This is a genomic window from Pararhizobium sp. DWP3-4 (genome assembly GCF_049898205.1).
Taxonomy (GTDB): Bacteria; Pseudomonadota; Alphaproteobacteria; order Rhizobiales; family Rhizobiaceae; genus Pararhizobium.
This window is the reverse complement of record NZ_JAFCXF010000001.1, coordinates 823,020-846,870: the sequence shown is the minus strand read 5'-3', so window position 1 is coordinate 846,870 and position 23,851 is coordinate 823,020. Positions and strand designations below refer to the sequence as shown.

Below are 23,851 nucleotides of genomic sequence, written 5' to 3'. Positions count from 1 at the left end.
CCTTCGAATATTATTCTCTCTATAGCGCCAAATTCGCCAAATGGAAGAAAATTGTTTCAGGAAAGCAAATTTGACACACGGTCCTGCAGGACAGGCAGGACGTCGGCCGAAAACCATGGGTTTTTCTTCAGCCAGCCGGTATTGCGCCAGCTCGGATGCGGCAGTGCGAGCACCGGCGGCCCGATATTCGAACCCAGATACGCGCGCCAGTTGCGCACAGTCTCGGTCATTGTCTGAGCCCGGCGGTCGCCCAGATGCCAGGATTGGGCATATTGACCGATGGCCAGCACAAGTTCGATCTGCGGCATCGCATCGATCACCTCTCGCCGCCATCGCGGTGCGCATTCCCGGCGCGGCGGCAGGTCGCTGCCATGGGCGTCATAACCCGGAAAACAGAACCCCATCGGCACGATGGCAAACAGATTTGGATCGTAGAACTGCTCGCGGGTCACGCCGAGCCACTGACGCAGACGATCGCCGGACGCGTCGTTGAACGGCAGACCGCTTTCATGGACGCGAAGTCCCGGCGCCTGGCCTGCGATCAATATCCGTGCGCCGGACGAAATCACCGCGACCGGGCGTGGTTCGTGCGGCAGCTGGTCGTCTGGACCGCGCGCCGGCGCATCCCGGCAGATCCGGCAGGCTGCGACCGCCGCGCGCAAGTGTTCCAGTCCATCCGCCTGCCCGTCAGTCATTCCATACCTTTGACATTGCAGCCTCGATCCGCTGGCCGGCCCGTGAAATCGCCGTATCCAGCCAGCCCTGCGGTCCGTGGGGCATCTCGTCCATTCCGCCATGAGTCTGGCGCCAGGTGCGCGGCGCGTCGAATGTGCCGGCCCAAAGGCCCAGCCGCTTTTGCCGGGCAGCGGCCTCCTCGGCCGTGTAATCGCCGAATGCGATGGCATAGCCGCCATCGACCATAGCCGCGTTCAGGTCACGATTTGCCACCCTGCAGACGGCCAGAAGCCGCCCATATTGATCGCTTCCATCCGTCTCGCACGCGGTTTTGGCATCGCCGGTCATGGCTGCCAGATAGTCCCTTGCCGTTGCCCCGCATGGCCAATCCCGCTGTTCGCGCTGGCAAACCTGCCGCAGCTCCGGCGCATCGATGCCGGCGAGACGAATGCGCTTGCCGTCCAGCACCAGCGTATCGCCATCGACAATCCGCACCGAACCCGACATCGTCTCCTGCGGCCCCTCGAGGCGCACCACCGCCAGCCCCAGAAACAACAGGATCAGGGCCGTCAACAGCAGGTCGCGAATGATCTGGAGCACGCGTCTCATGAATGTCCCTGGTGGCCATCTGCCGGCCGGTTCCCGCCGCCAACTCGAGCGAAAAAACAGCAAATCGCAGCAACTTCTTAAGGATTCTCCCTTAAAGTTCAACGGATTCCGTTAACGCGTATGAGATCATGAGCAAGGGCGTCAGCACATCGGCCGACAAGAATATCGTCGATAAGTCGCGCAGCCATCGCAATACGGCTGTGTCGAAAGCCGTGCGCACGACCCGCGAACGCCTGCAGGCCGGCCCCTCGAACGCGTCCGGCTTCGACAAGGAGCTGCTCGGCCTTCACGTCGATACGATGCTGCAGGGCGCCATCGCCATGCCGCTGTTCATCATTCTGGTCACCGCTGTCGGCGTATACCTGTCGCAAAAGCTCGATCTCGTCGCCTGGGGCGTCACGGCACTCTGCGTCAATGCCATCGGTGTTCTGCTGGCCCGCCGGGCAAAGGCCACGGATATCCCGGCGGACAAGGTGAACTACTGGCGGCGGCGCTTTTTGTTCGTTCAAATCGTCCTGGGTTTTTGCTGGGCAGCGTTCATCCTCCAGGATTGCGACACCTGCGGCGAATCCGATTTCGGCTTCTACAAGGCCGCCGCGCTGCTGATTGCGCTTGCCGCCACCGCGATGAGCACGTTCCTGCTGCGCAATGCACTGCTCTTCACCTTCGTCCCGGTGGTTGTGGCACTTGGTGCCCTGACGCTCAAAACCGGAAATCCCGGCTATCTGGCACTGACCATCATTGTCGCGACTTTGCTCATTTTCCTCGTCTTTATGACCAATCGCATGCACCGCGGCAACGTGCACATCCTCTCGGTCCAAGCGGAAAAGGACGATCTGATCGCCGAACTCGAAGTGGCCAAATCGATGTCGGACGAAGCGCGCCGCCGTGCCGAGGAAGCCAATATGGCAAAATCCCGCTTCCTCGCCTCCATGTCGCACGAATTGCGCACGCCGCTCAACGCCATCCTTGGCTTCTCCGAAGTCATGTCGACGGAGGTTCTCGGGCCGCTCAACAATCCGATCTACAAGGAATATACTGGCGACATCCATCGTTCCGGACAGCACCTGCTCGATCTGATCAACGAAATCCTCGATCTCTCGCGCATCGAGGCCGGTAAATACGACCTGAATGAGGAAGCCATCCACCTGGTCGAGATCACCGAGGATTGCATCGGCATGGTGCAGCTGCGCGCCCGCACCAAGAATATCAGCATCACCGAACAGTTCGAATACGGCATGCCTTCGGTATGGGTCGATGAAAAGGCGATGCGGCAGGTGATCCTCAACCTGTTGTCGAACGCGGTGAAATTCACCCCGTCCGGCGGCGAGATTTCGGTGAAGGTCGGCTGGACGGCCGGCGGCGGCCAGTATCTCTCCATCAAGGACAACGGCCCGGGCATTCCGGAAGACGAAATTCCGGTCGTGCTGTCGGCGTTCGGTCAGGGCTCGATCGCCATCAAGAGTGCCGAACAGGGAACCGGGCTCGGGCTGCCGATCGTTCAGGCGATCCTGGCCAAGCACAATGGCGACTTCATCCTGCGCTCGAAACTGCGCGAGGGCACCGAAGCCATCGCCATCCTGCCGTCGAAACGCGTGCTTCAGAGCATTCCGGCGATCGAAGATGCCCCGGCGGTCGAGCGCCGCAGGAAGAGCTTTGCCTAACCCCTACACAATTCAAGCGCACAGCGACCTTTGCGCGTCATGAACGACGCGCAGCGCTGCGATCACTCGGGCAGAACATGCGCCGTGCCGTGGACGCTGATCCCGACCAGGTCGCCGGGCTCTGGAATGTCGGCGCCGGCGCATTTGATCGACAGGAAATCCGGCATCGCCCGGTCGCTGCGATCGATCCGCACCAGCACCATGCAGTTGCCGCCGCCGAACTCGACATCATCGACGCGCCCGAATGGTCCCTCGATCTTTGTTCCGGCAGCAGCGGTCTTCAGCCGGATCTGCTCGGGGCGCAACATCACGGTCGCCTTGCCTTCCTTGAGCCCCGCTTCGACGACCAGAGAGCCCAAGGCGCACTGCGCCCGGCCGGATGCGATGCTGGCGTCGAGCAGGATGGCTTCGCCGAGGAAGGTCGCGGTCTCGCGATCCCTGGGTTTTCCGTAGAGCGCGCGCGGCGAACCGAACTGGACAAGCCGCCCCTGCCGCAACACGGCCACCTGATCGGCAAAGGACAAGGCTTCGGCCTGATCGTGCGTCACCAGGATTGCCGTCGTTCCGGCCGCGCGCAGCACGCGCGCCACCGCCCGCCGCAGCGTGTCGCGCAATCCCGTATCCAGCGCTGAAAATGGTTCATCCAGCAGCATCAGCTGGGGTTTCAGCGCCAGAGCGCGTGCCAGCGCCACGCGCTGCTGCTGGCCGCCGGAAAGCTGGTGCGGGCGCCGGGTCGCCATGACCTCGTCAAGTTCGACCATCTCCATCAACTCGGCGATCCGCTGGCTGCGGCCGGGGGCATTCTTGGCCAATCCAAAACCGATATTGTCGGCGACGGTCAGATGCGGAAACAGCGCGCCATCCTGCGAAACGATGCCGATGCCGCGCCGGTGCGCGGGGACAAGCATGCCGGAACCGGCAAGCGTCTTTCCATCCAGCACCAGCGAACCTCTGTCGGGCGTCTCGAAACCGGCGATGATGCGCAGCAGCGTCGTCTTGCCGGATCCGGACGGGCCGACGATCGCCGTGCGCCCGCCCGCCGCGATGCTCATGCCGATGGCGTCGAGCGCCACCGTCGGACCGTAGGATTTGCTGATGGCATCGAGTGTCAGAAACGTCATTGTCCGGTTGCCCGTCTGGATTGAACGTAAAGAAGGAAGGTCAGCGGCAGCGACAACAGCACCATCATCACCGCATAGGGCGCCGCCGCGACATAGTCGATCTCGCTGGTCAGCGACCAGAATTTCGTCGCCAGCGTCTCGACGCCGGTCGGCGACAGCATCAGGGTCGCCGTCAGTTCATTGGTGATGCCGAGCGCCACCAAGGCCGTGCTGGCCGCAATGCCGGGCGCTGCGAGCCGCATCGTCGTCTGGCGCACCGCCTGAAACGGCGTGCGGCCAAGCGCCATGGCGGCCCGCTCGAGCTCGACCGGGGCCTGCGCGATGCTAGTGCGCAGGCCGACCATGGCGCGCGGCAAGAACAGCATGATATAGGCGAGGAACAGGGTCGCGAATGTCTGGTAGAGCGGCAGCACCAGACGAACCGTGATGGTCACCAGCGCCAGCGCCACCACGACGCCGGGCAGCGAGCCGACATAATAGTGGCAGGCTTCGAGCACCCGCTGAAGCCGCCCGGGCGCACGCACCGACAGCCAGGCCATCGGCGCCGCCGCAATGGTCGCCAGGATGCCGCCGGCAATGGCCAGAACCACGGTTTGAGCGAACGCACCGCCGACAAGATCGATCCGCCAGATTTCGGGGCCGCCGATATAGAGCCAGCGCGTCAGGGTGACGAACGGCACGCCGATGGCCAGCGCCGCTGTGAACACATTGAGCGCCAATGCGGGAATCACCATCCGGCCAAGCCTGCGCCGGTCAGCAGGCCGGGCGGCCCCGGAGCCGACCCGCGCATAGCGCTCGCCGCCGCGCAACACCGCCTCGATGACCAGAAGCAGCAGGCAGCACGACACCAGCACGCCGGCCAGCATGTTCGCCGCCGGGCCGTTGAAGGCCGACTGGAACTGATCGACGATCGCCGTGGAAAACGTGTCGAACCGGATCATTACATAGAGCCCGTATTCGGCAAGCAGATGCAGGCCAACCAGCAGCGAACCGCCGCAGATCGCCAGCCGCAACTGCGGCAGGACGGCGCGAAAAAACACCTGCCACGGGTTGAGGCCAAGCGAGGCCGCCGCATCCTCGATGGCCGGATCGAGACGGCGCAACTGCGCTGCAATTGGCAGATAGAGAAACGGGAAATAGGCCAGCACAGACACCAGCACGCCGCCGGTCAGGCCGTGCAGCCCCGGAACCAGGCTGATCCAGGCGTAGCTGTGCACGAAGGCCGGAACGGCAAGCGGCGCCACCGCCAGCAGCGACCACAGCCGCGCGCCGGGCAGATCGGTGCGCTCGGTCAGCCAGGCAAGTGCGACCGATAGGGCAATGGTCAGCGGCAGGGTGCAGAGTTCAAGCAGCGCCGTGTTGATCAACAGTTCGCCGACACGGCCGCGAAAAATCAGCCTTGATGCGGTTTCCCATCCGGTTTGGACGGTGATCCAGGCGATGAAGCCGAGCGGCATCAGGCTGACGAGCGACACGAAAGCCGCAACGATGGTGACCCAGAGATAGGCACCCCTGGATCGCCCCTTGGCGGCGATGATCAGCCGGCGCAAGGCGGAGGCGGGCTCGGCAGGAAACGCGGTGGCGCTCAAAGTCTCTGCTTTCAAACCAAAACGACGTTCGCAGCCGCCCTGATCGAGCGGCTGCGAAGGTCACCGGTAGTCCGGAATGACGATACCTAACCGGAGCGTTCCGATCAGGTTTAGGCTCTGCCTATCACAGCAGACCGGCGTCCGTCATCAGGTCTGTGACTTTTGCGCTGTTGAGTGTGGCCGGATCGACCTTCGGGTATTGCAGATCGGCAAGGGCCGGCAGTGCCGTGTTCGAGGCTTCGCCATTGCCGACGGCATATTCGAACGAAGTACCGTCGCGCAGGATGCCCTGCCCGCCCTTGCCGGTAATCCAGGCGAGGAACTTCTGGGCATTCTCCTTGTGCTGGCTGGAGGCAAGCACGCCGCCGCCGGAAATGCTGACGAAGGCGCCCGGATCCTGGTTCTTGAAGAAGTGCAGCGCGACGTTCTTGCTGTTTTCGCCGGTCTTCGCCTGATCGCCGAAATAATAGTAGTGATAGATCACCGCACCCTCGACCTCACCGGCATTGACGGCCTTCATCGCCGTCGAATTGCCCTTGTAGGCGGTAAAGTTTTCCTTCATCGCCTTCAGCCAGGACGCCGTCGCCTCTTCGCCCTTCAGCGATAGCAGCGCGCTGACGATCGCCTGAAAATCGGCGCCCGACGGCGATGCTGCCCAGCGGCCCTTCCAGCTCGGATCGGCCAGATCCAGCATCGACTTCGGCAGCTTGTCTTCGGTCAGCTTGGTCTTGTCATAGGCAAACACGGTCGAGCGCGCGGCAACGCCGATCCAGTGGCCGTTCGACGGGCGGAAATTTTCCGGCACCTGCGCCAGCGTCTCGGCAGCGACCGGCTCGAACAGCCCGGCACCATCGACCAGCGACATGGCCGGCGAATTTTCCGTCAGGAACACGTCGGCGGGGGATGCTGCCCCTTCCTGGACGATCTGGTTGGCGAATTCCATGTCGCTGCCCTTGCGCAGCGTCACCTTGATGCCGGTTTCCTTGGTAAAGGCTTCGGCCCAGGCAACGCCGAGGCTTTCGTGCTGGGCATTATAGACGACGATGCCGATATCTTCCTGGGCCTGGGCAACGGTCGCGCCCGTGCTGGCGAAAAGGGCCGCGAGCGCCAAAGCACCTGCTGAACCTGAGAAGGAAATTGTCATGGAAACCTCTCCGAGTTTTCTGCGGACCATCTTGTCCGGCGGCCCCGGTATATAATCCTGATGTTTCGCGTCAACTTTGATGAGCACTAGGACAGAAAGAAACCGCTCAATTAAATTTGACTGCTGAAGAGGGAATAAAATCGCGACACGGCGATTAAGGTATCAAACGCCGATAAAATGCCGGAAAACCACGACATAGGCGACATAACCGCCATTGGCGAGGATAATGCACAGGCAGGCCAGCGAGCCCAGATCCTTGGCATTCTTGCCCATATCGGAAATTTCCGGCGAAACGCGATCGACGATTTCCTCGATCGCCGTGTTCAGCGCCTCGAATGCAATCATCAGCAGGAACAAAACGAAGGCCGCAACATATTGGAAGAAGGTGGCGCCGGTAATGGCAAACGCGATCATCGCCACGGCGAAGGCGCCCAGCTCATGGCGGAAAGCCGCCTCGCCCAGCAGGCGCTTGGCGCCGCCAAAGGAATAGGTCGCGGCCGCAAAGAAATGCCGGATACCCGTCAGCTTTTTTACCGGCTTCTCGCTGGCCATTCGACGATAGTCCTCGTTCAGATACATGTTCGCTCCGCGCTCTGCAAAATGCCGCAAGGAACACGCGATACTGACATCAGCCTGAATGCGCCGTGAATACGGGCGATACGGGCTAAGACGATCGGAAGGATCGCCGCTCCCGAATAGGTGAGAAGCCGGAGGCTATCAAGCCCCCGGCATGGCGTCGGAGCCTGGCAGGCCCCACAATTTACAGTATCCGCCGCAGATCAGCCTTGGCCCGGCGATAGGACGGCCAAAAGCGGCCTGCGGATCGCAGCATGGAAACCGCTGTCAGCTCTTGTTGCTGACGCCGGCCTGCGCAAACGTCGCCATGCCGGAATGGCAGGCTGCCGCGGCCTTGACGATCCCGGCAGCAAGGGCTGCCCCCGTGCCTTCGCCGAGCCGCATGCCGAGTGCCAGAAGCGGCGTCTTGCCGAGCATCTCGATCGCCCTCATATGGCCGGGCTCTGCCGAGACATGGCCGATCAGGCAGTGATCGAGCGCCGCCGGATTGGCGGCCTTCAGGATGGCCGCTGCGGATGTGGCGACATAGCCGTCGATGATCACGGGAATCTTCTGCATGCGCGCGGCAAGGATCGCACCGGCCATCGCGGCGATCTCGCGGCCGCCAAGGCGGCGCAGCACTTCGAACGGGTCGGAAAGATGATCGTGATGCAGCGTCACAGCCTTTTCGACCGCAGCGATCTTGCGCGCCAGAACCTCGCCCTGCGCGCCCGTTCCGGGTCCAACCCACTCCTCGGCAGTGCCGCCGTAGAGCGCCAGATTGATCGCCGCCGCGATCGTCGTGTTGCCGATCCCCATCTCGCCGATGCACAGCAGATCGGTGCCGCCGGCAACGGCTTCCATGCCGAAGGCCATGGTGGCGGCACAATCACGCTCGGACAGGGCCGCTTCCTCGGTAATGTCGCCGGTCGGATATTCCAGCGCCAGATCGAACACTTTCAGCCCAAGATCATGGCTGACGCAGATCTGGTTGATGGCAGCGCCGCCGGCTGCAAAATTCTCGACCATCTGCGCCGTCACCGAAGGCGGAAACGGCGTGACGCCCTGTTTCGTCACGCCATGGTTGCCGGCAAAGATCGCCACCAGCGGCCGGTTGACGGCCGGCGCTCTGCCCGTCCAGGCGGCAAGCCAGAAAGCGATCTCTTCGAGGCGGCCAAGCGCGCCCGGCGGCTTGGTCAGCTGCGCATCGCGTTCGCGCGCCGCCACCAGTGCCGCACTGTCCGGCCCTGGCAGGTTACGCAGCAATTCACGGAAATCGTCGAACGGCAGGCCGCTGGCACTCATGAAGCATATCCTTGTATCGTCTCGTCGTCGGCGAAGCATGGCTCCGCAAAGGTGCTCCCTCATAAAGTGCTGCGACAAATCCGGCAACGGCATTTGCGCCGGTTCGTGTCGCCGTCGCATGATCAGCAGGAAAACACCGATTCGCGGGGGCGGATCGGCTTGGGGGAATTCTGTCATGTTCGATATCCGCGATTTCATCGACGACACGGCACGCTCGGTGGCGTTCCTCAGCCGCGTCCACATGCCGCAACGCCATTTTGTCAATTTCGACGGCCGCCTCAGCCGCGCCGTGCGGGCCTTTCCGCTGGCCGGACTGCTGATCGTGCTTCCCGCCGCCGCCGCCGTTTCGGTCTTCGGCGCCCTCCAGGTCTCGCCGCTGTTCACCGCCTTCGTCGCGGTGACGATCCAGGCGCTGATCACCGGCGCCCTGCATGAAGACGGTCTCAGCGACACGGCAGACGGTCTGGGCGGCGGCAAGACCAAGGAAAAAGCGCTTGTCATCATGAAGGACAGCCGCATCGGCTCCTATGGCGCCGTTGCCCTCATCCTGTCGTTCGGCCTCAGGGTTTCGGCGCTTGCCGCGGTCATTCCGCTCGTTTCGGCAAGCGGCAGCGGGCTTCTCGTCCTTGCAACGGCAGCCCTCAGCCGCACCGCCATGGTTTGGCACTGGTCGAAACTGCCCCCTGCCCGCCAGGATGGCGTTGCTGCATCTGCCGGTGAACCGCAGGCCTCTGCCGTCACTTTCGCGTTGATCTTCGGCGTCGTGTCGGCAGCGCTTTTGCTGCTTTTGTCGGGCGCCTCGCTGCTGGCAGCGGTCCTCGCAATCGCCGCCTTTGCCGCCACGGTTCCTGCCTTCAGCGAAATCGTCAACGGCAAGATCGGCGGACATACCGGGGACACGATCGGTGCCACACAACAATTGACCGAAATCGCTGTTTTCGCCGCCCTTGCGCTGGCCATTTGAAACGACGATATAAGTTTGAACCACCGCTTGTCCGGATTGTTACGCATCAATGGAAACACCCTGTATTCTCGTCTGTTCGATCGACATGAAAACCGGATACTGCTTCGGTTGCGGCCGCACGCGCGACGAGATCGGCGCCTGGACGCTCTATACGGCGCAGGAACGCCGCGACATCATGGATAGCCTGCCGGCCCGGTTGGAAACGCTGGAACGCAAGCCGCGCCGCGAGACCCGCCGCACACGCATGGCCCGCGAACGGGTAAACGGCGAATGACCAGGCTGACCATCCTTCTGGGCATCCTGGCCGTCGGCCTGGTGTTTCTGATCCTCAATCATGACAGCGGCCGCACTTTCGGCATCATGAACGACGAATTCGGCCGCCTGGTTACGCTTGGCGCCATCGCTGCGATGTTTGCAACCGGCATCGTGCAAAGCCGCCGCCATATCGGCCAAAGCCTGCGCCAGTTCGGCATCTGGGTGCTGATCATCCTCGTTCTCGTCTCGGGCTATCTCTACCGCAATGACCTGCAATCGTTCGGCAACCGCCTGGTCGCCGGCCTCGTTCCCGGCCGCGCGGCTGTCTTCACCGACAATGAGGGCATTCAGGAAGTCGTGCTGCACAAGGTGCTCAACGGCCATTTCGAAACGCCGGTCACGGTCAACGGCGCCACCGTCCAGATGCTGGTCGATACCGGTGCAAGCCGGGTCGCGCTCTCCTTTGAGGATGCCGAACTCCTCGGTCTCAATCCCACCGGCCTCGCCTTCACCCAGACGGTCTCGACCGCCAATGGCGAGGCCCGGGCAGCATCGGTAACGCTCGCCGAAGTCTCGATCGGCCCGATCGTCCGCCAGAATATCAAGGCCATGGTCACGGAAGAAGGCAAGCTCGACCAGAGCCTGCTCGGCATGAGCTTTCTGTCGACACTGGATTTCCTGCAGATGCAGACGGACGAACTTCGCCTGAGGGACTAACGAAACCGGCGGGAGGCCATGCATGAACCGGCTGTTGCAATCGGTACTGATCGTTGCTGCTGCGACATTATCCGCTGTCGCCGCGTATGCCGGCGATCCCGTTTTCCACGGGCGATGGCAGCAGCTGGGTTCGAATGCGGGCGGATGCAACGCCTGCCTCATCGCCATAGTCAGGCACGGCGATATTCTGACGGTAACGGCCAACAACGGCTGGTCGGCCGTCATCCAGGCCGACCGCCGGGGACAGGCACTGCTTGCCGCAGGTGCCGGCCAATGGCGGAACGTGACATCCGCCGTCTATCGCAACGCCCCTTTCGAGCTTGGGTTTGTCCGTAGGGACGAACGGCTCCACATACTGATGGTGGTCAAATCGGATGATGGGACGACCAGCACGATCAAGGGCGTTTTCAGCCGGCCAACGCCCGGCTTCGAAGAGCGAGGACGCTTTCCGCCGGTGTCGAGGACCAGCTTTTCAAGCCTCGCTCACCCCGGCGCACCTGGTTATACCAAGGATCGATGATAGGAACCCATAGGTATTAGACAAGCTGCCTGTCATCCGCATGTCATGTGACAATGGTGTTGCTGGTCGCAAAGCAGCAGTCGCAGATTCGTCATGAAGCGGCTGTGCGAGCAAGGGACAGTGCATGATCATCGCGTTTACCGCTGCGGCCGCAATCCTCGTCCTCGTCAATCTTCTCAGCATCATCATCGCCGGCTGGCGAATGGCGCGAAGCGGGACACCGGCTCCGTTGGTCAAGGAACGGCCGCCGGTCTCGATCGTCGTGCCCGCCCGCAGCATCGAACCGTTCGCCGTCGAGACACTCGCGCGCGCCTTCGCGCTTGACTGGCCGGACTACGAACTGATCTTCTGCGTCGCCAATCCCAGGGATCCCGTGATTGCCGAAATGCGCAGGGCGATGGCTGCAAATCCCCACGTTTCGGCACGCATCCTGACCGGCGACGACCGGATCAGCGCCAATCCGAAGCTCAACAACTGTGTCAAGGGCTGGAAGGCCGCCCGGCACGACTGGGTGATCCTCGCTGATTCCAACGTGCTGATGCCGAACGACTACGTGGCCCACCTTATGGCGGGCCGGCACAAGAACACCGGTCTGGTGTGTTCGACGCCGATCGGCGCGCGGCCGGAAGGTTTCTGGGCCGAGGTCGAATGCATGTTTCTGAACACGCAGCAGGCCCGCTGGCAATATGCGGGCGAAGCGATCGGTTTCGGGTTCGCGCAAGGAAAGAGCATGCTGTGGTTCAAGCCGCTGCTTGACGGCAATGGCGGCATTGAAGCGCTCGCCGCCGAGATCGCCGAGGATGCCGCAGCAACCAAGCTGGTCAATCGTCTGGGATACAAGGTCCATCTTGTCTCATCCCCCTTCGACCAGCCGCTCGGCCGCCGTACCCGCCACGACGTGTGGTCGCGCCAGACACGATGGGCACGCCTGCGCCGCGTCACCTTTCCGCTGTTCTTCGCGCCGGAAGTTTTGCTGGGCGCCCTGCCACCGCTCCTTTTCGCGCTTGCCGCCGCTATTCTCGCAGACGTCAATGCCCCTGCGACCGGCGCCGCCGTCGTCGCCGCAATCTACCTCCCGGAACTGGCACTTGGCCTTGCCAAGGGCTGGCGCGTCTCTCTTCTCTCTCTGCCGGCCATCCTGGTGCGCGACATCATGCTGCCGCTGGTCTGGATACGAAGCTGGGGCAGTGGCGCCTTCGTCTGGCGCGGCAACGCCATGACGATCGACACCAAGGGCTGCGATTTGGAAGAAGTGGTGCAGTGAGCGAATAGGGAAAAGCGAGTAGCGAGTAGCGAGTAGCGAGTAGTTCTATTCCCTATTCCCTATTCCCTATTCCCTATTCCCTATTCCCTATTCGCTATTCCCTATTCCCTACTCAGTTCCGCAACCGGTACCCCGTCTTAAAGATCCACGTCAGCAACCCCATCAGCACCGCCAGAAACACGATGATGATCGCGAAGCTGACCACCGGATTGACATCGGCGATCTCGAAGAAGCTCCAGCGAAAGCCGCTGATCAGGTAGAGCACCGGGTTGAAATGGCTGACCGCCTGCCAGAAGGGCGGCAGCATGTTGACCGAGTAGAAGCTGCCGCCGAGAAACACCAGCGGCGGAATGACCAGCATCGGGATCAGGTTCAGCTGCTCGAAGTCCTTGGCCCAGATGCCGATGATGAAACCGAACAGGCTGAAGGTGATGGCCGTCAGCACGAAGAACAGCAGCATCACGAAGGGGTGGGCGATCGACAGATCGACGAACAGCGAGGCCGTCCCCAAGATGATGATGCCGATCATCATGCCCTTGGTCGCCGCCGCCCCGACATAGCCGAGCACGATCTCGGTCATCGAGACCGGCGAGGACAGAAGTTCGTAGATCGTACCGGTGAATTTCGGGAAATAGATGCCGAAGGAGCCGTTGCCGATGCACTGCGTCAGCAATGTCAGCATGATCAGCCCGGGCGTGATGAAGGCGCCATAGGACACCCCGTCGATCTCCTGGATGCGCGAGCCGACAGCGGCGCCGAAGACGATGAAATACAGCGAGGTGGAGATCACCGGCGAGACGACGCTCTGCAGGAGCGTTCGGCGCGTACGCGCCATCTCGAAGAAATAGATCGACTTGACCGCTTCGAGGTTCATGCCTTTGCTCCCACCAGTTCGACGAAAATGTCCTCGAGCGAGCTTTGCCGCGTCGAGATGTCCTTGAGCCTGATCCCGGCCTCGGCCAGCGCCGTCAGCAGCGTGGTGATGCCCGTGCGTTCGCCGGCCGTATTGTAGTCGTAGATCAGCGAATGACCGCCGTCCTCGATCGTCAGATCGTAAGAGGAAAGTGCCTCGGGCAGGCTCGAAATGGGATCCTGAAGATCGACGCGCAATTCCTTGCGGCCGAGCTTCTTCATCAGGTCTTTCTTGTCCTCGATCAACAGGATCTTGCCGCCATTGATGACGCCGACCCGGTCGGCGATCTCTTCCGCCTCTTCGATATAGTGCGTGGTCAGGATAATCGTCACGCCGGTCTCGCGCAGTTTCTCGACCACTTGCCACATGTCCTTGCGCAGGTTGACGTCGACGCCGGCGGTCGGCTCGTCGAGGAACAGCACGCGCGGCTCGTGGCTGAGCGCCTTGGCGATCAGCACCCGCCGCTTCATGCCGCCGGAAAGCTCGCGCAGCATGTTGTCCTTCTTGTCGTAGAGCGACAGGTCTTTCAAAACCTTCTCGATATGCGCAGGGTTCGGCTTCTTGCCGTGCAGCCCGCGCGAAAACGACACGGTGTTCCACACAGTCTCGAACTGGTCGGTGGTCAGCTCCTGCGGCACCAGCCCGATCATCGCCCGGGTGGCGCGAAAATCCTTGACGACGTCATGGCCGCCGACCAGCACCGTGCCGCCCGATGGATTGACGATGCCGCAGATGATCGAGATCAGCGTCGTCTTGCCGGCGCCGTTCGGCCCCAGAAGGGCGAGGATTTCGCCTTCCTCTATATCGAGACTGACATCTTTCAGCGCCTCAAAGCCGGACGCATAGGTTTTCACCAGATTGGAAACGGAAACGATGGGCGCCATGAAATATGTTCCGGGGAATGTGAGGCGGAAGGAGATGCTCTATATGGGGTGTTCTTTCGAAAATTTCAGCTGCAAATCGCAAGCAGACGAAAACAAATCAGCGAAAGAGGCTGCAGCCGCCCCGGCCAGGGCTTCCACCCCAGTCATTCCGCTGGAATGACCGCCACGATCAGCGCCTTTCAAAGGCTGCTGTCATCAAACGGTGATGGTGTTCGGCCATTTTCGCGCCGTGGGACACAGACGCACGTGATTTGCAAGAACCCGCCGGCAGTCCCCTCTCCGGCAAGGTTCGTTTTAGGCCGGTTCTCGCCGGCCATTTTTTTTGTGCGCTGCTTATCGAAATGGAGCGCTTGGCCTACCCCGCTGCCGGGATTTTCCACCAGCTCGGGCAGTCATCCTCAAACGAATGCGAGATCGGGCGCAATTCCTCAACGTCCTGCACATCGAAACTGCCGGTGACCAGCGCAATGACCGGTTCATCGTCGATGGCGCCCAGGGTACTGCCGCATTTAGGGCAGAAGGAACGGCTGGAATAATCGGACGAACGATAGACCGCCGGCCTTCCGCCCTCGCCGGTCCACTCGACGGCATCGCGTGAAAACTCCACCCAGCAGAGCGTCTGCGCGCCGGAATGCCTTTGGCAGTTTTCGCAGGAGCAGGTGTGCGGGTTGCCGGGCATGCCCGTTGCCCGGAAACGGATGTTTCCGCACAGGCATCCGCCGAGATATGTCCTGGTTTCCATTGCGAATCCTGTTTTCGTCCACGCCAAGCCGCAATAATCGCCTTCAAACCCGCATAGCAAGACGATTATCGTAAACCGGATGTACGTGCGAGTGCCACCCTCCGATCAATCGCAATGCCTGTAGCCCGACTTGCGTTCCCTCAGGTCGAAATGGAAATGATCCTTGTGCTGCGGATCGCTGCCGGGACCAAGCACGGTGTTGAAATATTTGCAGCTGTCGCTGCGCACCGCCTTCAGCAGGCCCTTTTCGCGGAAGGCGAAGAAGCCAGGCTTGCGCACGTCGATCTCCTTGCCGGACTTCAGCACGAACTTGCCGACATCGATGGCGTTGCCGTGGGCATGCTCCGACATTGGATTGCCGCGCTTGGAATTCATCGTTCGGCAGGAATAGCCGCCGAGCGGCTTGATCGTCTTGATACCGGAAAGATAGCGGTAGCGGGCCGACGGTGCGAGTTCGTTCTTCACCCATTTGGCAAAGGCTTCCGTCACCTCGCAGTTGAGCTTGACGGCAGGCTTGATATCGATACCGCCGGAGAGACCGGTGAGCTGGATCGGATAGTCGATGCCGCAGGCCTTGCCGTTGGAAATGCGCGGAATATCGGTGAATTCCACCCGCATTTTCCTCAGCCGCTGGCGGCAGGCCACTTCGGAGGCCGGCATCTGCCCGGTGAAATCAGCCTCGGTTTCAGACAGCGGATTTCCGCCACGCGGCAGGAACGCCACCTGCTGCTCCTGCCCGGCCTGGCTGTTGCGCAGCATCACGCGCTGCTGCTGGTCAAGGAACTGCGCCTTGCGTGCCTCCTCGGCGGCCTGCTTTTCCGCGTTGAGCGGCGGCAGGTCCGGATCGTAGCCCGGATCGGCTGCATTGGCCGACATGTCTTGCGGCCCGCCAAGCTGCTGGACGCTGTCGCCGCCGATGCCGCCGACCACCGGCTGGCTGGCATTGCCCTCGGCGATCTCATTGCCTTTGGCGATCTGATTGCCTTTGGCGATCTGATTGCCCCGGCCATAATCGCGGTTCTGTTCCTCAGCCAGACCGACAACCGGCGTCGAGCCGGTTTCGACGCCCATCATCGCATCCATGTTGACACCTTCGGCCGGCACGGTCATCGACTGCGCACCGGCAACGGCAAGCGGCTGCTGCTGCGCCGGCTCGCTGTCGATCATCGGCAGCCGGCGGCCGGACGCCGGCAGGCGCGGATCGGCAGGGACGGCATCGTCCGAATTTTCAGAGAAGGTGCTGACCGGCGTATTGGCTGCAGGATAGGGATTTTCCCGCGAACCGCGCGCATGGCGGTTCACCGGTTCTATGGCACTCACCCGTGCGGACTGATCGATCCGGCCCGGCGGAGTGAGATCGTCCGTCGAGCAGGCGGTAAGCGACAACGACAGCACGAAAACCGCCACCGGCCGCCGGAAAAGGGAAACATACGCCATACTCTTGCCGCCTCTGCCGTGACAATGCCTCGAAACGCACCATCTCCACCCGCCCGGTCCCGCTTGAAAACCTGCGGGCCACCTGTGTCGAAAGGCAGGCGCGGGACGGGAAAGACCGGAACTGAAGCGGATTTTATGCAAACAGGGTAAACGAAGGCTTTCGAAGGCTTCACCGGTTCTGGGCATTGCGGCCTCCAGCGCGGGAAGCGGCGGTTCAGAGATGCCGGACGCTGAGCTTGCCGCCCCATTTCCCATCGAGATACTCGCAGACGAGCTGGCGGTGGCACTGATGCGGCTTCGCCTCGGAACAGAGCAGGCAGCTACCTTCAAACGCTAAAGGTTCGAGCCGCGCCTCGATCTGCCGCTCTTCCATCAGGCTCATGAACCGGTGGCGCAGCGTATTCCAATCGCCCTTTTCCTTCTTGAAAGATGTCAGGATCTCCTCCGTCGGCGCCAACAGGAGCTGATGCACATAATCCACGCCGCAAAGCTCTTTCAGGAAATACGGCAGGTCGCTGGCCTTGGCGAAACCGGCAAGCTGCGAGCTGTTGTGCAGCCGGATATCGACGACCCGCTTGACGCCGGCCTGCCGGATCCGGCCGAAGAAATCTGCCGCAGTGCTTTGGGTGAACCCGATCGTGGTGACATCGATTTGCATCTGCAGCGATCCCGCTTTTGCGTTTCCCAATTCAGCCCTGCTCCTGGCCCTAGCGCATCTCCAAAAGCAAGGCGCGATGGTCGGAAACCTCCGGTTCGGCGACGGCATCGAAGCGGATCACTTCGACATCCGGCGTCACCAGCATGTAATCGGCAAAACGCCCGGGCTTTTGATAGTAGGAGGTGCGTGTATCGGTATGCCCGCGCGACGTGATCAGGTCCGTCAGGCCAAGTTCCCCCAAAGCCCCGAACATCCGGCTGTCCGGCAGAACGTTGAAATCACCGCAGACCACCAGCCGCTCGTCGCTGCGCCATACCCGCCCGATCAGTTCGATCAGCGCCTGCGTCTGCGTATCGCGCGCCGGCGTATCGCCCTTGCCTGCAACATCCCGCAGGCCATGCATCTGCCCGATAGTGATCGAAAATCCGTCCTCGTGGTTGAAAAGGCGCAGGCAATGGGCGTTGCGGGCGCGCGGATGCGGCCCCCATCCATCCGGCGAAAACGCACCATGGACAAAATCCTGCGCCTGGGCGATCACCGTCAGCGACGTGCGCGCGAAGGTCGCCAGCCCGAATTCAGATGGAATAGCCCTGTCGCCATCGAACAAATCCCCCCGCGCCGTCGGCGCGAAAAAACCATCGTGCCCCGGCAGAGCTGCACGGATTTCATCGAACAGGTTGGCGCGCTGCTGCAACGCGACGTCGTGGTCGCGATAGGTCAACCAATCCTGCGCGGACGAAGGCGTTCGCGCCACCTCCTGCAGACAGATCACATCGGCATCCACATCGGCGAGATAGTCCATCAGCGGTGCATGCAGGCTTCCGCCCCAGGCGTTCAAGGAAACGATCCGCAGCACGATCCACTCACTCCACAGTCATGGACGCAAGCAAACTGCCCTAGCCAGAACAGTTCGCTTGCCTGTTGCGCTCAGTTCAGCGGCACTCACCGTCACCGATGACGCGGAACCCTTGGGCCTGCGCCGTGCAGCCATTCGGGAATGTCTGTTCCCGCCCGCCCTGACGGGCACAAACCGGCGCATATTCGTTCGTGCACATCTGCGGCTCGCGCGGGCGCATACCCGAGCCATCGCCGGGCCGGTCGTTTCCGCGCTCGCATTCGCCACGGCCAATCACGCGAAACCCTTCCGCCTCGGCCATGCAGCCATTCGAAAACGTCTGTTCGCGGCGTCCCTGACGGGCGCAGACCGGTGCATATTCGCGGGTGCAGACCTGCGGCCGGTCGTCGCCGAAATCCGGCCTTTGCGGGCGGCATTCGCCCCGGCCGGAGATCCGGTATCCTTCCGCCCGTGCCTGGCACGCATTGCCAAAGGTCCGGCGGTTGTTGCCGCGCTCGCCGCAAACCGGGTCGTATTGCATCGTGCACATTTGCGGGTTCGACGGTTCCGGCCGGGGATACGGCCGCCCGCCGGGCTCATCGACCACAACGGTGCATGCGGAGAGCACCCCAAGCGCCAGCAGCGCGGCAATACGGATCACAACCCGTTGAAACAGCGTCATTTCCAGTCCCCCCTTGGAGGGTCACATGTCCCGGCCGATACGACAGGATACTGTAACCCCTTGAATCACGGCCTCATTCTCACGGGAAATCCGCTCGGGTCAAGCGCATCGGTCAAACAAGCACCCAAAACCGGTGATGGTGCCAGGCTCCGCCTAACAACCATTCAAGACACAAGAAAAGCCCGCGTCCTTTCGAACGCGGGCAATCGGCATTTCCGTCTTTTTGAATTGCGTCAGGCAGCGCGGCTGTAGCTGCCCTGCCGGTTGTCGGGTGAAAGGCGAAACGTCTGCAGCAGGCTCTTCAGCTCGCGGCTCTCCTGCGCCAGCGTCTGGCTGGCCGCCGTCGTCTCCTCGACCATGGCGGCATTCTGCTGGGTCATCTGGTCCATGCTGTTGACGGCGGTGTTGACCTCGGCAAGCCCGGTTGCCTGCTCGCGGGCCGCTGTGGCGATCGAGGCCACATGTTCGTTGACCCGGTTGACCAGGCTTTCGATTTCGGTCAGCGCCTCGCCGGTCGAGCGCACCAGCGTCACGCCGGTCTCGACTTCGGTGGCGGAGTTGCGGATCAGTTCCTTGATTTCCTTGGCGGCACCGGCCGAGCGCTGTGCCAGTTCGCGCACTTCCTGGGCGACCACGGCAAAGCCGCGGCCGGCCTCGCCTGCCCTTGCTGCCTCGACGCCGGCATTCAGCGCCAGAAGATTGGTCTGGAAGGCGATTTCGTCGATGACGCCGATGATCTGGCTGATCTTGGTCGAAGACCCTTCGATGCGGGTCATCGCGGCAATGGCGTTGCGGACGATATCGCCGGATTTGGCCGCGCTGCCCTTCGTTTCGTTGACCATTTCGCGGGCTTCAGCGGCGCGGTCGGATGAGCTTTTGACCGTCGAGGTGATCTCGTCCAGCGCTGCAGCCGTCTCTTCAAGGGCGGCGGCCTGCTGTTCGGTGCGCCGCGACAGATTGTTGGCGGCCTCCGAAATATCGCCGGCGCTGCCATAGACCACTTCCGTCGAATGGGCGATCGACTGGATGACGCCGCGCAGTGCCGTGACGGCCGTGTTGAAATCATCGCGCAGCTTGGAATATTCCGGAGCGATCCGGACGATTTCCGCGGTCAGGTCGCCGCCTGCCAGTTTCTCCAGCGCGCTGCCGATTGCCCCCATGGCCTCGGCCTGCGTCTGCGCGTCGGACTGGGCGCGATGTTCGTTGCTGCGCCGCTCGTCATCAAGCTGGCTCTGCTGTTCGGCTTCGCGCTGCCGCAGGCCGATACGTTCCTTGACGGAATCACGCAGTTCCGCCAGCACGCCGGCCATCTGGCCGATCTCGTCCTTGCGGTCGGTTTCGGGAATGGCAGACGAGACGTCCTCGTCGGCAATCGCCCGCATCGACGTCTTCAGCCGCTCGATCGGGGCGACGACGCTGCGAACGATGGAGAAGGCGGCCAGGAGAATGACCAGTGCGGCAAGACCGCAGATGACTGCAACCTGGATCAGGCCTTCGGTGAACATGGCGGCAAGGTCGTCGGCATAGACGCCGGTGCCGACGATCCAGCCCCAGGGCGCAAAACCGGCAACATGCGAATATTTCAACACCGGCTCTTCGGCACCGGGTTTCGGCCAATAGTAATCGACGAAACCCTTGCCTTGGGCAGCAACCGTCTTGGCAAACTCGACGAAGATGTGCTTTCCGGTCGGGTCCTTGTTCTCCGTCTGGTCGGTGCCATTCAGCGCCGGCTTGATCGGATGCATGATCATCGTGCTCTTCACGTCGGTGATGAAGAAATAGCCGTTGCCCTGATAGCGCATCGCCTGGATCGCCTCGATGGCGCGCGCCTGGGCATCCTTCTGGCTAAGTGTGCCGGCTTGCTCCTGCTTGTAATAGGCATCGAACACGGCAACCGCGTTCTCGTTCATCGCCTCCAGCATGGCCTTTCGCTGCGCCACCAGCTTGTCCTGTTCCTGGAACAGACCGAGCATCATGACGGCGGCCATGGTCAAAAGCGCCAGCCCCACCAGCGCATACAGGCGCACGGAAATACGGAAATGTTTCATACGGCCAAATCCCCTCAGATTTTTATGACCGCACGATACCGAATGGAATTTTCGAACTTCCTAACAGGATGCCGCTAAAATTGATAAGGCTGAATTTACGCTTTGTTCATAGAAGGCACGCTGAGGCACAATCGTTCGGCAAATTTCCGCAGAAGGTCTTTTCCGACTGCACCTCCTCGGGTTACATCGAAAAAACGGAGAGCGATGACCATGGCCAAACCGAACGGCGACCTCACCCTGCGCACGCTGGCCATGCCGGCGGACGCCAATGCGGCGGGCGATATCTTTGGCGGCTGGGTCATGGCGCAGATGGACCTGTCCTGCGGCATCCGCGCCGCCGAGCGCGCCCGCGGCCGCGTCGTCACCGCCGCCGTCAAGGAAATGGCCTTCGAAATGCCGGTCAAGATCGGCGATACGCTCTGCATCTATACCGATGTCGTCAAGGTCGGCCGCACGTCGATGACGCTGAAGGTCGAAGCCTGGGCGCAGCGCTATCTTTCCGACCGGATGGACAAGGTCACCGATGCGCTGTTCGTCATGGTGGCGCTGGACGAGAACGGCCACCCAAAGCCGGTGCCCCCGGAAGCCTGACACTTTCAAGCCCGCCGCTGATAAAGGCAAGCCCGCCGCTGATAACGGCAAGCCCGCCGCTGATAACGGCAAGCCCGCCGCTGATAACGGCAAGCCTGACGCTCATAAAGGCCGCACCATGGACCAGCCCATCGATCCGCAGCTTTTCTCCCATATCCGCGTCGTCATGGGCATGGTCATCAGTCTCTCGATGGCCCGCCTGCTGACCGGCCTGGCGCTGTTCGTCCAGCATCCCGGCAAGACCAGGATCTACTGGCTGCACCTCGGCTGGGTGCTGTTCATGTTCCTGTTCCTGATCTATTTCTGGTGGTGGGAATACCGGCTGCATTCCGTGCCGGTGATCGATTTCAGCGTCTACCTCTTCGTCATCTCCTATTGCTGCATCTTCTTCTTCCTCTGCGTGCTGCTGTTTCCAACTTCGATGGAGGATTACAGCGGCTACGAGCACTATTTCATGTCGCGCCGCGCCTGGTTCTTCGGCTTCCTGGCGCTCGCCTACGCCGTCGATCTCGTCGACACCGCCGTCAAGGGCAAGGCCTATTTCCTCTCCTACGGCCTGGAATATCCGCTCAGAAACGCGACCTACATTGTGCTTTGCATCATCGCCGCGTTCACCGCCAACCGCCGTTTCCACGCGACTTTCCTGATCGCCGGCCTGACCTACCAGCTCGTCTGGATCTTTCGGGCGTTCGATCTGCTGGATTGAGCGGCGAGAGCCAGGCGAAACGCGGGGCTTAGCCGGCTTTCGCCTTGAACAGGACGAAGGACAGTTCATCGTCCCGGTCGAAGGATTGCGCTGTTTCGATCGCCTCTTCCAGTGTCTTCCCCCGGTGCAGCAGTTCATAGAACAGACCGTGCAGGAACAGCGGAACAGCGGCTCCGTCCGGAAAGTCCGCAGGCGCAACATAGGCCCGCGCGCCGGCGGCGAGAAAGGCCTCGCCGAATGCATCCGTTCCGGTGACGCAGGCGGTGCTGATCACCGTCTTGGCCGGCAGCCTGATGGCGCCCGCCAGAGCACCGGCGGGTAGGCTGCCGTCAACGAGCATCCCGGTGTCTATATCGCTGATAAACTCGCCGAGCACGAAGCCGTTCTCGTCGCCGTGGCCGGAAAGGATGATGTATTCGGGATCGTTCTCCTGCCGCTGCAGGCACTTGATGGCATCGCCGGGCGTGCCGGGCAGATGCAGAACCACCGCCGCCCCAAGATTTTCCAGGATGGCGCGGATCAGCAGCGCCTCGCCGGAATCACCAAGGGCAACGATCGCAACAGGTGTGCGGGGATAGAAGAAACCTTCGTCGATCACGTGCAATGAAACTCCCGGACAGATCGGCAAACCGGGAGCTGATATGGCAGATTCGGCCAAGAGAGAACATGGCGCAAATTGCGAGGTCCAGCGCCCAGCGCGACATTACCCTGCCGCATCCGCCGCCGCCACCGCATCGCCCGGCTTATGCCGGTGACGACCGCAACGGAAAAATCCCGCCGATTGCCCTGCCGTCACGGAAAAGCGTTTCCCTGCGCACGCGATCTACAAAATAAATAAACTCTATAATCCCAATAGATTTAACTAGCATGATCCCACGTGCAGCGGAAACAGCGTCCGCCAACCATAAGAGGGATCGATGTACACACTGACAAGACGCCTGTTCGGCGCCGGCCTCATCGCCGCCAGCCTGTTTGCCGCTACCGGCCTTTCCGCCGCCGGAGTGGCCGCCGCCGAACTGACCGAGTTCAAGATCGGCTACCAGAAGACCGGCCTGCCGGTGATCGCCCGCCAGCAGAAGATCATCGAGAAGGCGCTCGAGCCGAAGGGCATCACCGTCTCCTGGGTCGAATTCACCGCCGGCCCGCCTTTGGTCGAAGCGCTGAATGTCGGCTCGATCAATGTCGGCTGGACCGGCGATGCGCCACCGATCTTCGGCCAGGCCGCCGGCTCCGCCATCACCTATGTCGCCGCTCTTCCCTCCAACGGCGCCGGCGAAGCCATCTTCGTCAAGCCGGAATCGCCGATCCAGTCGCTGGCCGACCTGAAGGGCAAGACGATCGGCGTCGGCAAGGGCACCAGCGCTCATAATCTCGTCGTTGCGGCGCTGGAAAAGGCCGGCATCGATTTCAAGGACATCACCCCGGTCTATCTGAGCCCCGCCGATGCGGCCGCAGCCTTTGCCAGCGACAAGATCGACGCCTGGGCCGTCTGGGATCCCTTCTTCGCCATCGCCGAAACCCGCTACAAGCCGCGCGTCCTGACCACCTCGGCCGAGACGCTGAACGTCAAAACCTATTTCCTCGCCAACCGCGTTTTTGCCAGGGAACACCCGGAAACGGTCACCACCACGATCGCCGCCTTGAAGGAAGCCGCCATCTGGGCCGATGCCAACCGCGACAAGGTGGCGGAAGCCCTGCATGAGGTCACCAGCGTGCCGCTGGAAGCCCAGACGATTGCCGCCAACCGCAGCAAGTTCGGCATCGAGCCGATCACCCCGGAGATCATCGCCAGCCAGCAGCAGACCGCCGACCGGTTCTTCAAGCTCGGCCTGATCCCCAAGCAGATCACCATATCGGATGCCGTCTGGACGGCACCGACAAACTGATTTCCTCCCAGGAAATGCGGTGTGCCGGTCGATCCGGGCCGGCACACGAGGCAGCAGTTCCAGCAAGGGTACGCAGCGGTGTTGCGT

At 62.0% G+C, this 23,851-nt stretch carries 26 protein-coding genes; 10 read left to right on the top strand and 16 right to left on the bottom strand.

What is annotated here, in order from left to right; translation table 11 throughout:
• Positions 1-56 precede the first annotated feature (56 nt).
• Together ACP7E6_RS03995 and ACP7E6_RS03990 are read right to left on the bottom strand one after the other, a co-directional pair.
• Complete coding sequence (locus ACP7E6_RS03995) at positions 57-695, bottom strand: uracil-DNA glycosylase family protein (RefSeq protein ID WP_426228095.1); 639 nt, start codon at positions 693-695, stop codon at positions 57-59.
• Complete coding sequence (locus ACP7E6_RS03990; RefSeq protein ID WP_426228093.1) at positions 688-1,284, bottom strand: thermonuclease family protein; 597 nt, start codon at positions 1,282-1,284, stop codon at positions 688-690. The genes ACP7E6_RS03995 and ACP7E6_RS03990 overlap by 8 nt, the downstream gene beginning before the upstream one ends.
• Before the next feature lie 128 nt (positions 1,285-1,412).
• On the opposite strand from ACP7E6_RS03990, the gene ACP7E6_RS03985 reads away from it, so the two are divergent.
• On the top strand, positions 1,413-2,948 hold the full coding sequence (locus ACP7E6_RS03985) for a sensor histidine kinase (protein ID WP_426228091.1): 1,536 nt from the start codon (positions 1,413-1,415) through the stop codon (positions 2,946-2,948).
• A gap of 62 nt (positions 2,949-3,010) precedes the next feature.
• Here the strand turns inward: ACP7E6_RS03985 and ACP7E6_RS03980 are convergent, their stop codons facing one another.
• The 5 genes from ACP7E6_RS03980 to cobT form a co-directional block, all read right to left on the bottom strand.
• Complete coding sequence (locus ACP7E6_RS03980; RefSeq protein WP_426228089.1) at positions 3,011-4,069, bottom strand: ABC transporter ATP-binding protein; 1,059 nt, start codon at positions 4,067-4,069, stop codon at positions 3,011-3,013.
• Positions 4,066-5,607, bottom strand: coding sequence for an ABC transporter permease (locus ACP7E6_RS03975; RefSeq protein WP_426228550.1), 1,542 nt, complete (start codon positions 5,605-5,607; stop codon positions 4,066-4,068). The genes ACP7E6_RS03980 and ACP7E6_RS03975 overlap by 4 nt, the downstream gene beginning before the upstream one ends.
• A 175-nt stretch (positions 5,608-5,782) precedes the next feature.
• Positions 5,783-6,802: an iron ABC transporter substrate-binding protein gene (locus ACP7E6_RS03970; protein WP_426228087.1), complete on the bottom strand. Its 1,020-nt coding sequence runs from the start codon at positions 6,800-6,802 to the stop codon at positions 5,783-5,785.
• Positions 6,803-6,964: 162 nt separating this feature from the next.
• On the bottom strand, positions 6,965-7,381 hold the full coding sequence (locus ACP7E6_RS03965) for a diacylglycerol kinase (protein WP_426228085.1): 417 nt from the start codon (positions 7,379-7,381) through the stop codon (positions 6,965-6,967).
• A gap of 264 nt (positions 7,382-7,645) precedes the next feature.
• On the bottom strand, positions 7,646-8,662 hold the full coding sequence (gene cobT / locus ACP7E6_RS03960) for a nicotinate-nucleotide--dimethylbenzimidazole phosphoribosyltransferase (protein ID WP_426228083.1): 1,017 nt from the start codon (positions 8,660-8,662) through the stop codon (positions 7,646-7,648).
• Positions 8,663-8,837: 175 nt separating this feature from the next.
• Between cobT and ACP7E6_RS03955 the strand changes: the two genes are divergently transcribed.
• The 5 genes from ACP7E6_RS03955 (at position 8,838) to ACP7E6_RS03935 (ending at position 12,382) form a co-directional block, all read left to right on the top strand.
• Positions 8,838-9,626, top strand: a complete 789-nt coding sequence (locus ACP7E6_RS03955; protein WP_426228081.1) for an adenosylcobinamide-GDP ribazoletransferase — start codon at positions 8,838-8,840, stop codon at positions 9,624-9,626.
• A 49-nt stretch (positions 9,627-9,675) separates the two neighbouring features.
• Positions 9,676-9,900 (top strand): DUF1289 domain-containing protein, encoded by a 225-nt coding sequence (locus ACP7E6_RS03950; protein WP_426228079.1) that lies wholly within the window; start codon positions 9,676-9,678, stop codon positions 9,898-9,900.
• Positions 9,897-10,598: a TIGR02281 family clan AA aspartic protease gene (locus ACP7E6_RS03945; RefSeq protein ID WP_426228077.1), complete on the top strand. Its 702-nt coding sequence runs from the start codon at positions 9,897-9,899 to the stop codon at positions 10,596-10,598. Before ACP7E6_RS03950 ends, ACP7E6_RS03945 begins: the two co-directional genes overlap by 4 nt.
• A 22-nt stretch (positions 10,599-10,620) precedes the next feature.
• Entirely contained in the window at positions 10,621-11,118 is a 498-nt protein-coding gene (locus ACP7E6_RS03940) for a hypothetical protein (protein WP_426228075.1), read from the top strand.
• 124 nt (positions 11,119-11,242) lie between these two features.
• Positions 11,243-12,382 (top strand): glycosyltransferase, encoded by a 1,140-nt coding sequence (locus ACP7E6_RS03935; protein WP_426228073.1) that lies wholly within the window; start codon positions 11,243-11,245, stop codon positions 12,380-12,382.
• 112 nt (positions 12,383-12,494) lie between these two features.
• Here the strand turns inward: ACP7E6_RS03935 and ACP7E6_RS03930 are convergent, their stop codons facing one another.
• The 8 genes from ACP7E6_RS03930 to ACP7E6_RS03895 form a co-directional block, all read right to left on the bottom strand.
• Complete coding sequence (locus ACP7E6_RS03930) at positions 12,495-13,256, bottom strand: ABC transporter permease (RefSeq protein WP_426228071.1); 762 nt, start codon at positions 13,254-13,256, stop codon at positions 12,495-12,497.
• Complete coding sequence (locus ACP7E6_RS03925; RefSeq protein WP_426228069.1) at positions 13,253-14,179, bottom strand: ATP-binding cassette domain-containing protein; 927 nt, start codon at positions 14,177-14,179, stop codon at positions 13,253-13,255. The genes ACP7E6_RS03930 and ACP7E6_RS03925 overlap by 4 nt, the downstream gene beginning before the upstream one ends.
• 355 nt (positions 14,180-14,534) lie before the next feature.
• On the bottom strand, positions 14,535-14,921 hold the full coding sequence (locus ACP7E6_RS03920; protein WP_426228067.1) for a GFA family protein: 387 nt from the start codon (positions 14,919-14,921) through the stop codon (positions 14,535-14,537).
• A 105-nt stretch (positions 14,922-15,026) separates the two neighbouring features.
• The gene (locus tag ACP7E6_RS03915; RefSeq protein ID WP_426228065.1) at positions 15,027-16,358 is read right to left on the bottom strand and encodes an extensin family protein; all 1,332 of its coding nucleotides are present in this window, start codon (positions 16,356-16,358) and stop codon (positions 15,027-15,029) included.
• Between the two features lie 214 nt (positions 16,359-16,572).
• Entirely contained in the window at positions 16,573-17,016 is a 444-nt protein-coding gene (locus ACP7E6_RS03910; protein ID WP_426228063.1) for a DUF488 family protein, read from the bottom strand.
• 49 nt (positions 17,017-17,065) lie between these two features.
• On the bottom strand, positions 17,066-17,875 hold the full coding sequence (locus tag ACP7E6_RS03905; RefSeq protein WP_426228548.1) for an endonuclease/exonuclease/phosphatase family protein: 810 nt from the start codon (positions 17,873-17,875) through the stop codon (positions 17,066-17,068).
• A gap of 73 nt (positions 17,876-17,948) precedes the next feature.
• On the bottom strand, positions 17,949-18,533 hold the full coding sequence (locus ACP7E6_RS03900) for a Kazal-type serine protease inhibitor domain-containing protein (protein WP_426228061.1): 585 nt from the start codon (positions 18,531-18,533) through the stop codon (positions 17,949-17,951).
• Positions 18,534-18,766: 233 nt separating this feature from the next.
• A complete protein-coding gene (locus ACP7E6_RS03895; RefSeq protein ID WP_426228059.1) occupies positions 18,767-20,581 on the bottom strand; it encodes a methyl-accepting chemotaxis protein in 1,815 nt (604 codons plus the stop codon).
• A 204-nt stretch (positions 20,582-20,785) separates the two neighbouring features.
• Between ACP7E6_RS03895 and ACP7E6_RS03890 the strand changes: the two genes are divergently transcribed.
• Both ACP7E6_RS03890 and ACP7E6_RS03885 read left to right on the top strand, forming a co-directional pair.
• Positions 20,786-21,172, top strand: a complete 387-nt coding sequence (locus ACP7E6_RS03890; RefSeq protein ID WP_113549946.1) for an acyl-CoA thioesterase — start codon at positions 20,786-20,788, stop codon at positions 21,170-21,172.
• Between the two features lie 118 nt (positions 21,173-21,290).
• On the top strand, positions 21,291-21,878 hold the full coding sequence (locus ACP7E6_RS03885; protein ID WP_426228057.1) for a hypothetical protein: 588 nt from the start codon (positions 21,291-21,293) through the stop codon (positions 21,876-21,878).
• Positions 21,879-21,906: 28 nt separating this feature from the next.
• Here ACP7E6_RS03885 and ACP7E6_RS03880 read toward each other — a convergent pair whose 3' ends face one another.
• Positions 21,907-22,476, bottom strand: a complete 570-nt coding sequence (locus ACP7E6_RS03880; protein ID WP_426228055.1) for a hypothetical protein — start codon at positions 22,474-22,476, stop codon at positions 21,907-21,909.
• A 68-nt stretch (positions 22,477-22,544) separates the two neighbouring features.
• Here ACP7E6_RS03880 and ACP7E6_RS03875 point away from each other — a divergent pair, with 68 nt between their 5' ends.
• Both ACP7E6_RS03875 and ACP7E6_RS03870 read left to right on the top strand, forming a co-directional pair.
• A complete protein-coding gene (locus tag ACP7E6_RS03875; protein ID WP_426228053.1) occupies positions 22,545-22,712 on the top strand; it encodes a hypothetical protein in 168 nt (55 codons plus the stop codon).
• Between the two features lie 83 nt (positions 22,713-22,795).
• Positions 22,796-23,764, top strand: coding sequence for a sulfonate ABC transporter substrate-binding protein (locus tag ACP7E6_RS03870; protein ID WP_426228051.1), 969 nt, complete (start codon positions 22,796-22,798; stop codon positions 23,762-23,764).
• The last annotated feature ends 87 nt before the right edge of the window (positions 23,765-23,851 follow it).

What these genes read in the sequence shown, in the direction of transcription:
- ACP7E6_RS03995 (WP_426228095.1), bottom strand. Translation starts at nt 695, where the DNA reads ATGACTGACGGGCAGGCGGATGGACTGGAACACTTGCGCGCGGCGGTC.
- ACP7E6_RS03990 (WP_426228093.1), bottom strand. Translation starts at nt 1,284, where the DNA reads ATGAGACGCGTGCTCCAGATCATTCGCGACCTGCTGTTGACGGCCCTG.
- ACP7E6_RS03985 (WP_426228091.1), top strand. Translation starts at nt 1,413, where the DNA reads ATGAGCAAGGGCGTCAGCACATCGGCCGACAAGAATATCGTCGATAAG.
- ACP7E6_RS03980 (WP_426228089.1), bottom strand. Translation starts at nt 4,069, where the DNA reads ATGACGTTTCTGACACTCGATGCCATCAGCAAATCCTACGGTCCGACG.
- ACP7E6_RS03970 (WP_426228087.1), bottom strand. Translation starts at nt 6,802, where the DNA reads ATGACAATTTCCTTCTCAGGTTCAGCAGGTGCTTTGGCGCTCGCGGCC.
- ACP7E6_RS03965 (WP_426228085.1), bottom strand. Translation starts at nt 7,381, where the DNA reads ATGTATCTGAACGAGGACTATCGTCGAATGGCCAGCGAGAAGCCGGTA.
- cobT (WP_426228083.1), bottom strand. Translation starts at nt 8,662, where the DNA reads ATGAGTGCCAGCGGCCTGCCGTTCGACGATTTCCGTGAATTGCTGCGT.
- ACP7E6_RS03955 (WP_426228081.1), top strand. Translation starts at nt 8,838, where the DNA reads ATGTTCGATATCCGCGATTTCATCGACGACACGGCACGCTCGGTGGCG.
- ACP7E6_RS03950 (WP_426228079.1), top strand. Translation starts at nt 9,676, where the DNA reads ATGGAAACACCCTGTATTCTCGTCTGTTCGATCGACATGAAAACCGGA.
- ACP7E6_RS03945 (WP_426228077.1), top strand. Translation starts at nt 9,897, where the DNA reads ATGACCAGGCTGACCATCCTTCTGGGCATCCTGGCCGTCGGCCTGGTG.
- ACP7E6_RS03940 (WP_426228075.1), top strand. Translation starts at nt 10,621, where the DNA reads ATGAACCGGCTGTTGCAATCGGTACTGATCGTTGCTGCTGCGACATTA.
- ACP7E6_RS03935 (WP_426228073.1), top strand. Translation starts at nt 11,243, where the DNA reads ATGATCATCGCGTTTACCGCTGCGGCCGCAATCCTCGTCCTCGTCAAT.
- ACP7E6_RS03930 (WP_426228071.1), bottom strand. Translation starts at nt 13,256, where the DNA reads ATGAACCTCGAAGCGGTCAAGTCGATCTATTTCTTCGAGATGGCGCGT.
- ACP7E6_RS03925 (WP_426228069.1), bottom strand. Translation starts at nt 14,179, where the DNA reads ATGGCGCCCATCGTTTCCGTTTCCAATCTGGTGAAAACCTATGCGTCC.
- ACP7E6_RS03920 (WP_426228067.1), bottom strand. Translation starts at nt 14,921, where the DNA reads ATGGAAACCAGGACATATCTCGGCGGATGCCTGTGCGGAAACATCCGT.
- ACP7E6_RS03915 (WP_426228065.1), bottom strand. Translation starts at nt 16,358, where the DNA reads ATGGCGTATGTTTCCCTTTTCCGGCGGCCGGTGGCGGTTTTCGTGCTG.
- ACP7E6_RS03910 (WP_426228063.1), bottom strand. Translation starts at nt 17,016, where the DNA reads ATGCAAATCGATGTCACCACGATCGGGTTCACCCAAAGCACTGCGGCA.
- ACP7E6_RS03900 (WP_426228061.1), bottom strand. Translation starts at nt 18,533, where the DNA reads ATGACGCTGTTTCAACGGGTTGTGATCCGTATTGCCGCGCTGCTGGCG.
- ACP7E6_RS03895 (WP_426228059.1), bottom strand. Translation starts at nt 20,581, where the DNA reads ATGAAACATTTCCGTATTTCCGTGCGCCTGTATGCGCTGGTGGGGCTG.
- ACP7E6_RS03890 (WP_113549946.1), top strand. Translation starts at nt 20,786, where the DNA reads ATGACCATGGCCAAACCGAACGGCGACCTCACCCTGCGCACGCTGGCC.
- ACP7E6_RS03885 (WP_426228057.1), top strand. Translation starts at nt 21,291, where the DNA reads ATGGACCAGCCCATCGATCCGCAGCTTTTCTCCCATATCCGCGTCGTC.
- ACP7E6_RS03875 (WP_426228053.1), top strand. Translation starts at nt 22,545, where the DNA reads ATGGCGCAAATTGCGAGGTCCAGCGCCCAGCGCGACATTACCCTGCCG.
- ACP7E6_RS03870 (WP_426228051.1), top strand. Translation starts at nt 22,796, where the DNA reads ATGTACACACTGACAAGACGCCTGTTCGGCGCCGGCCTCATCGCCGCC.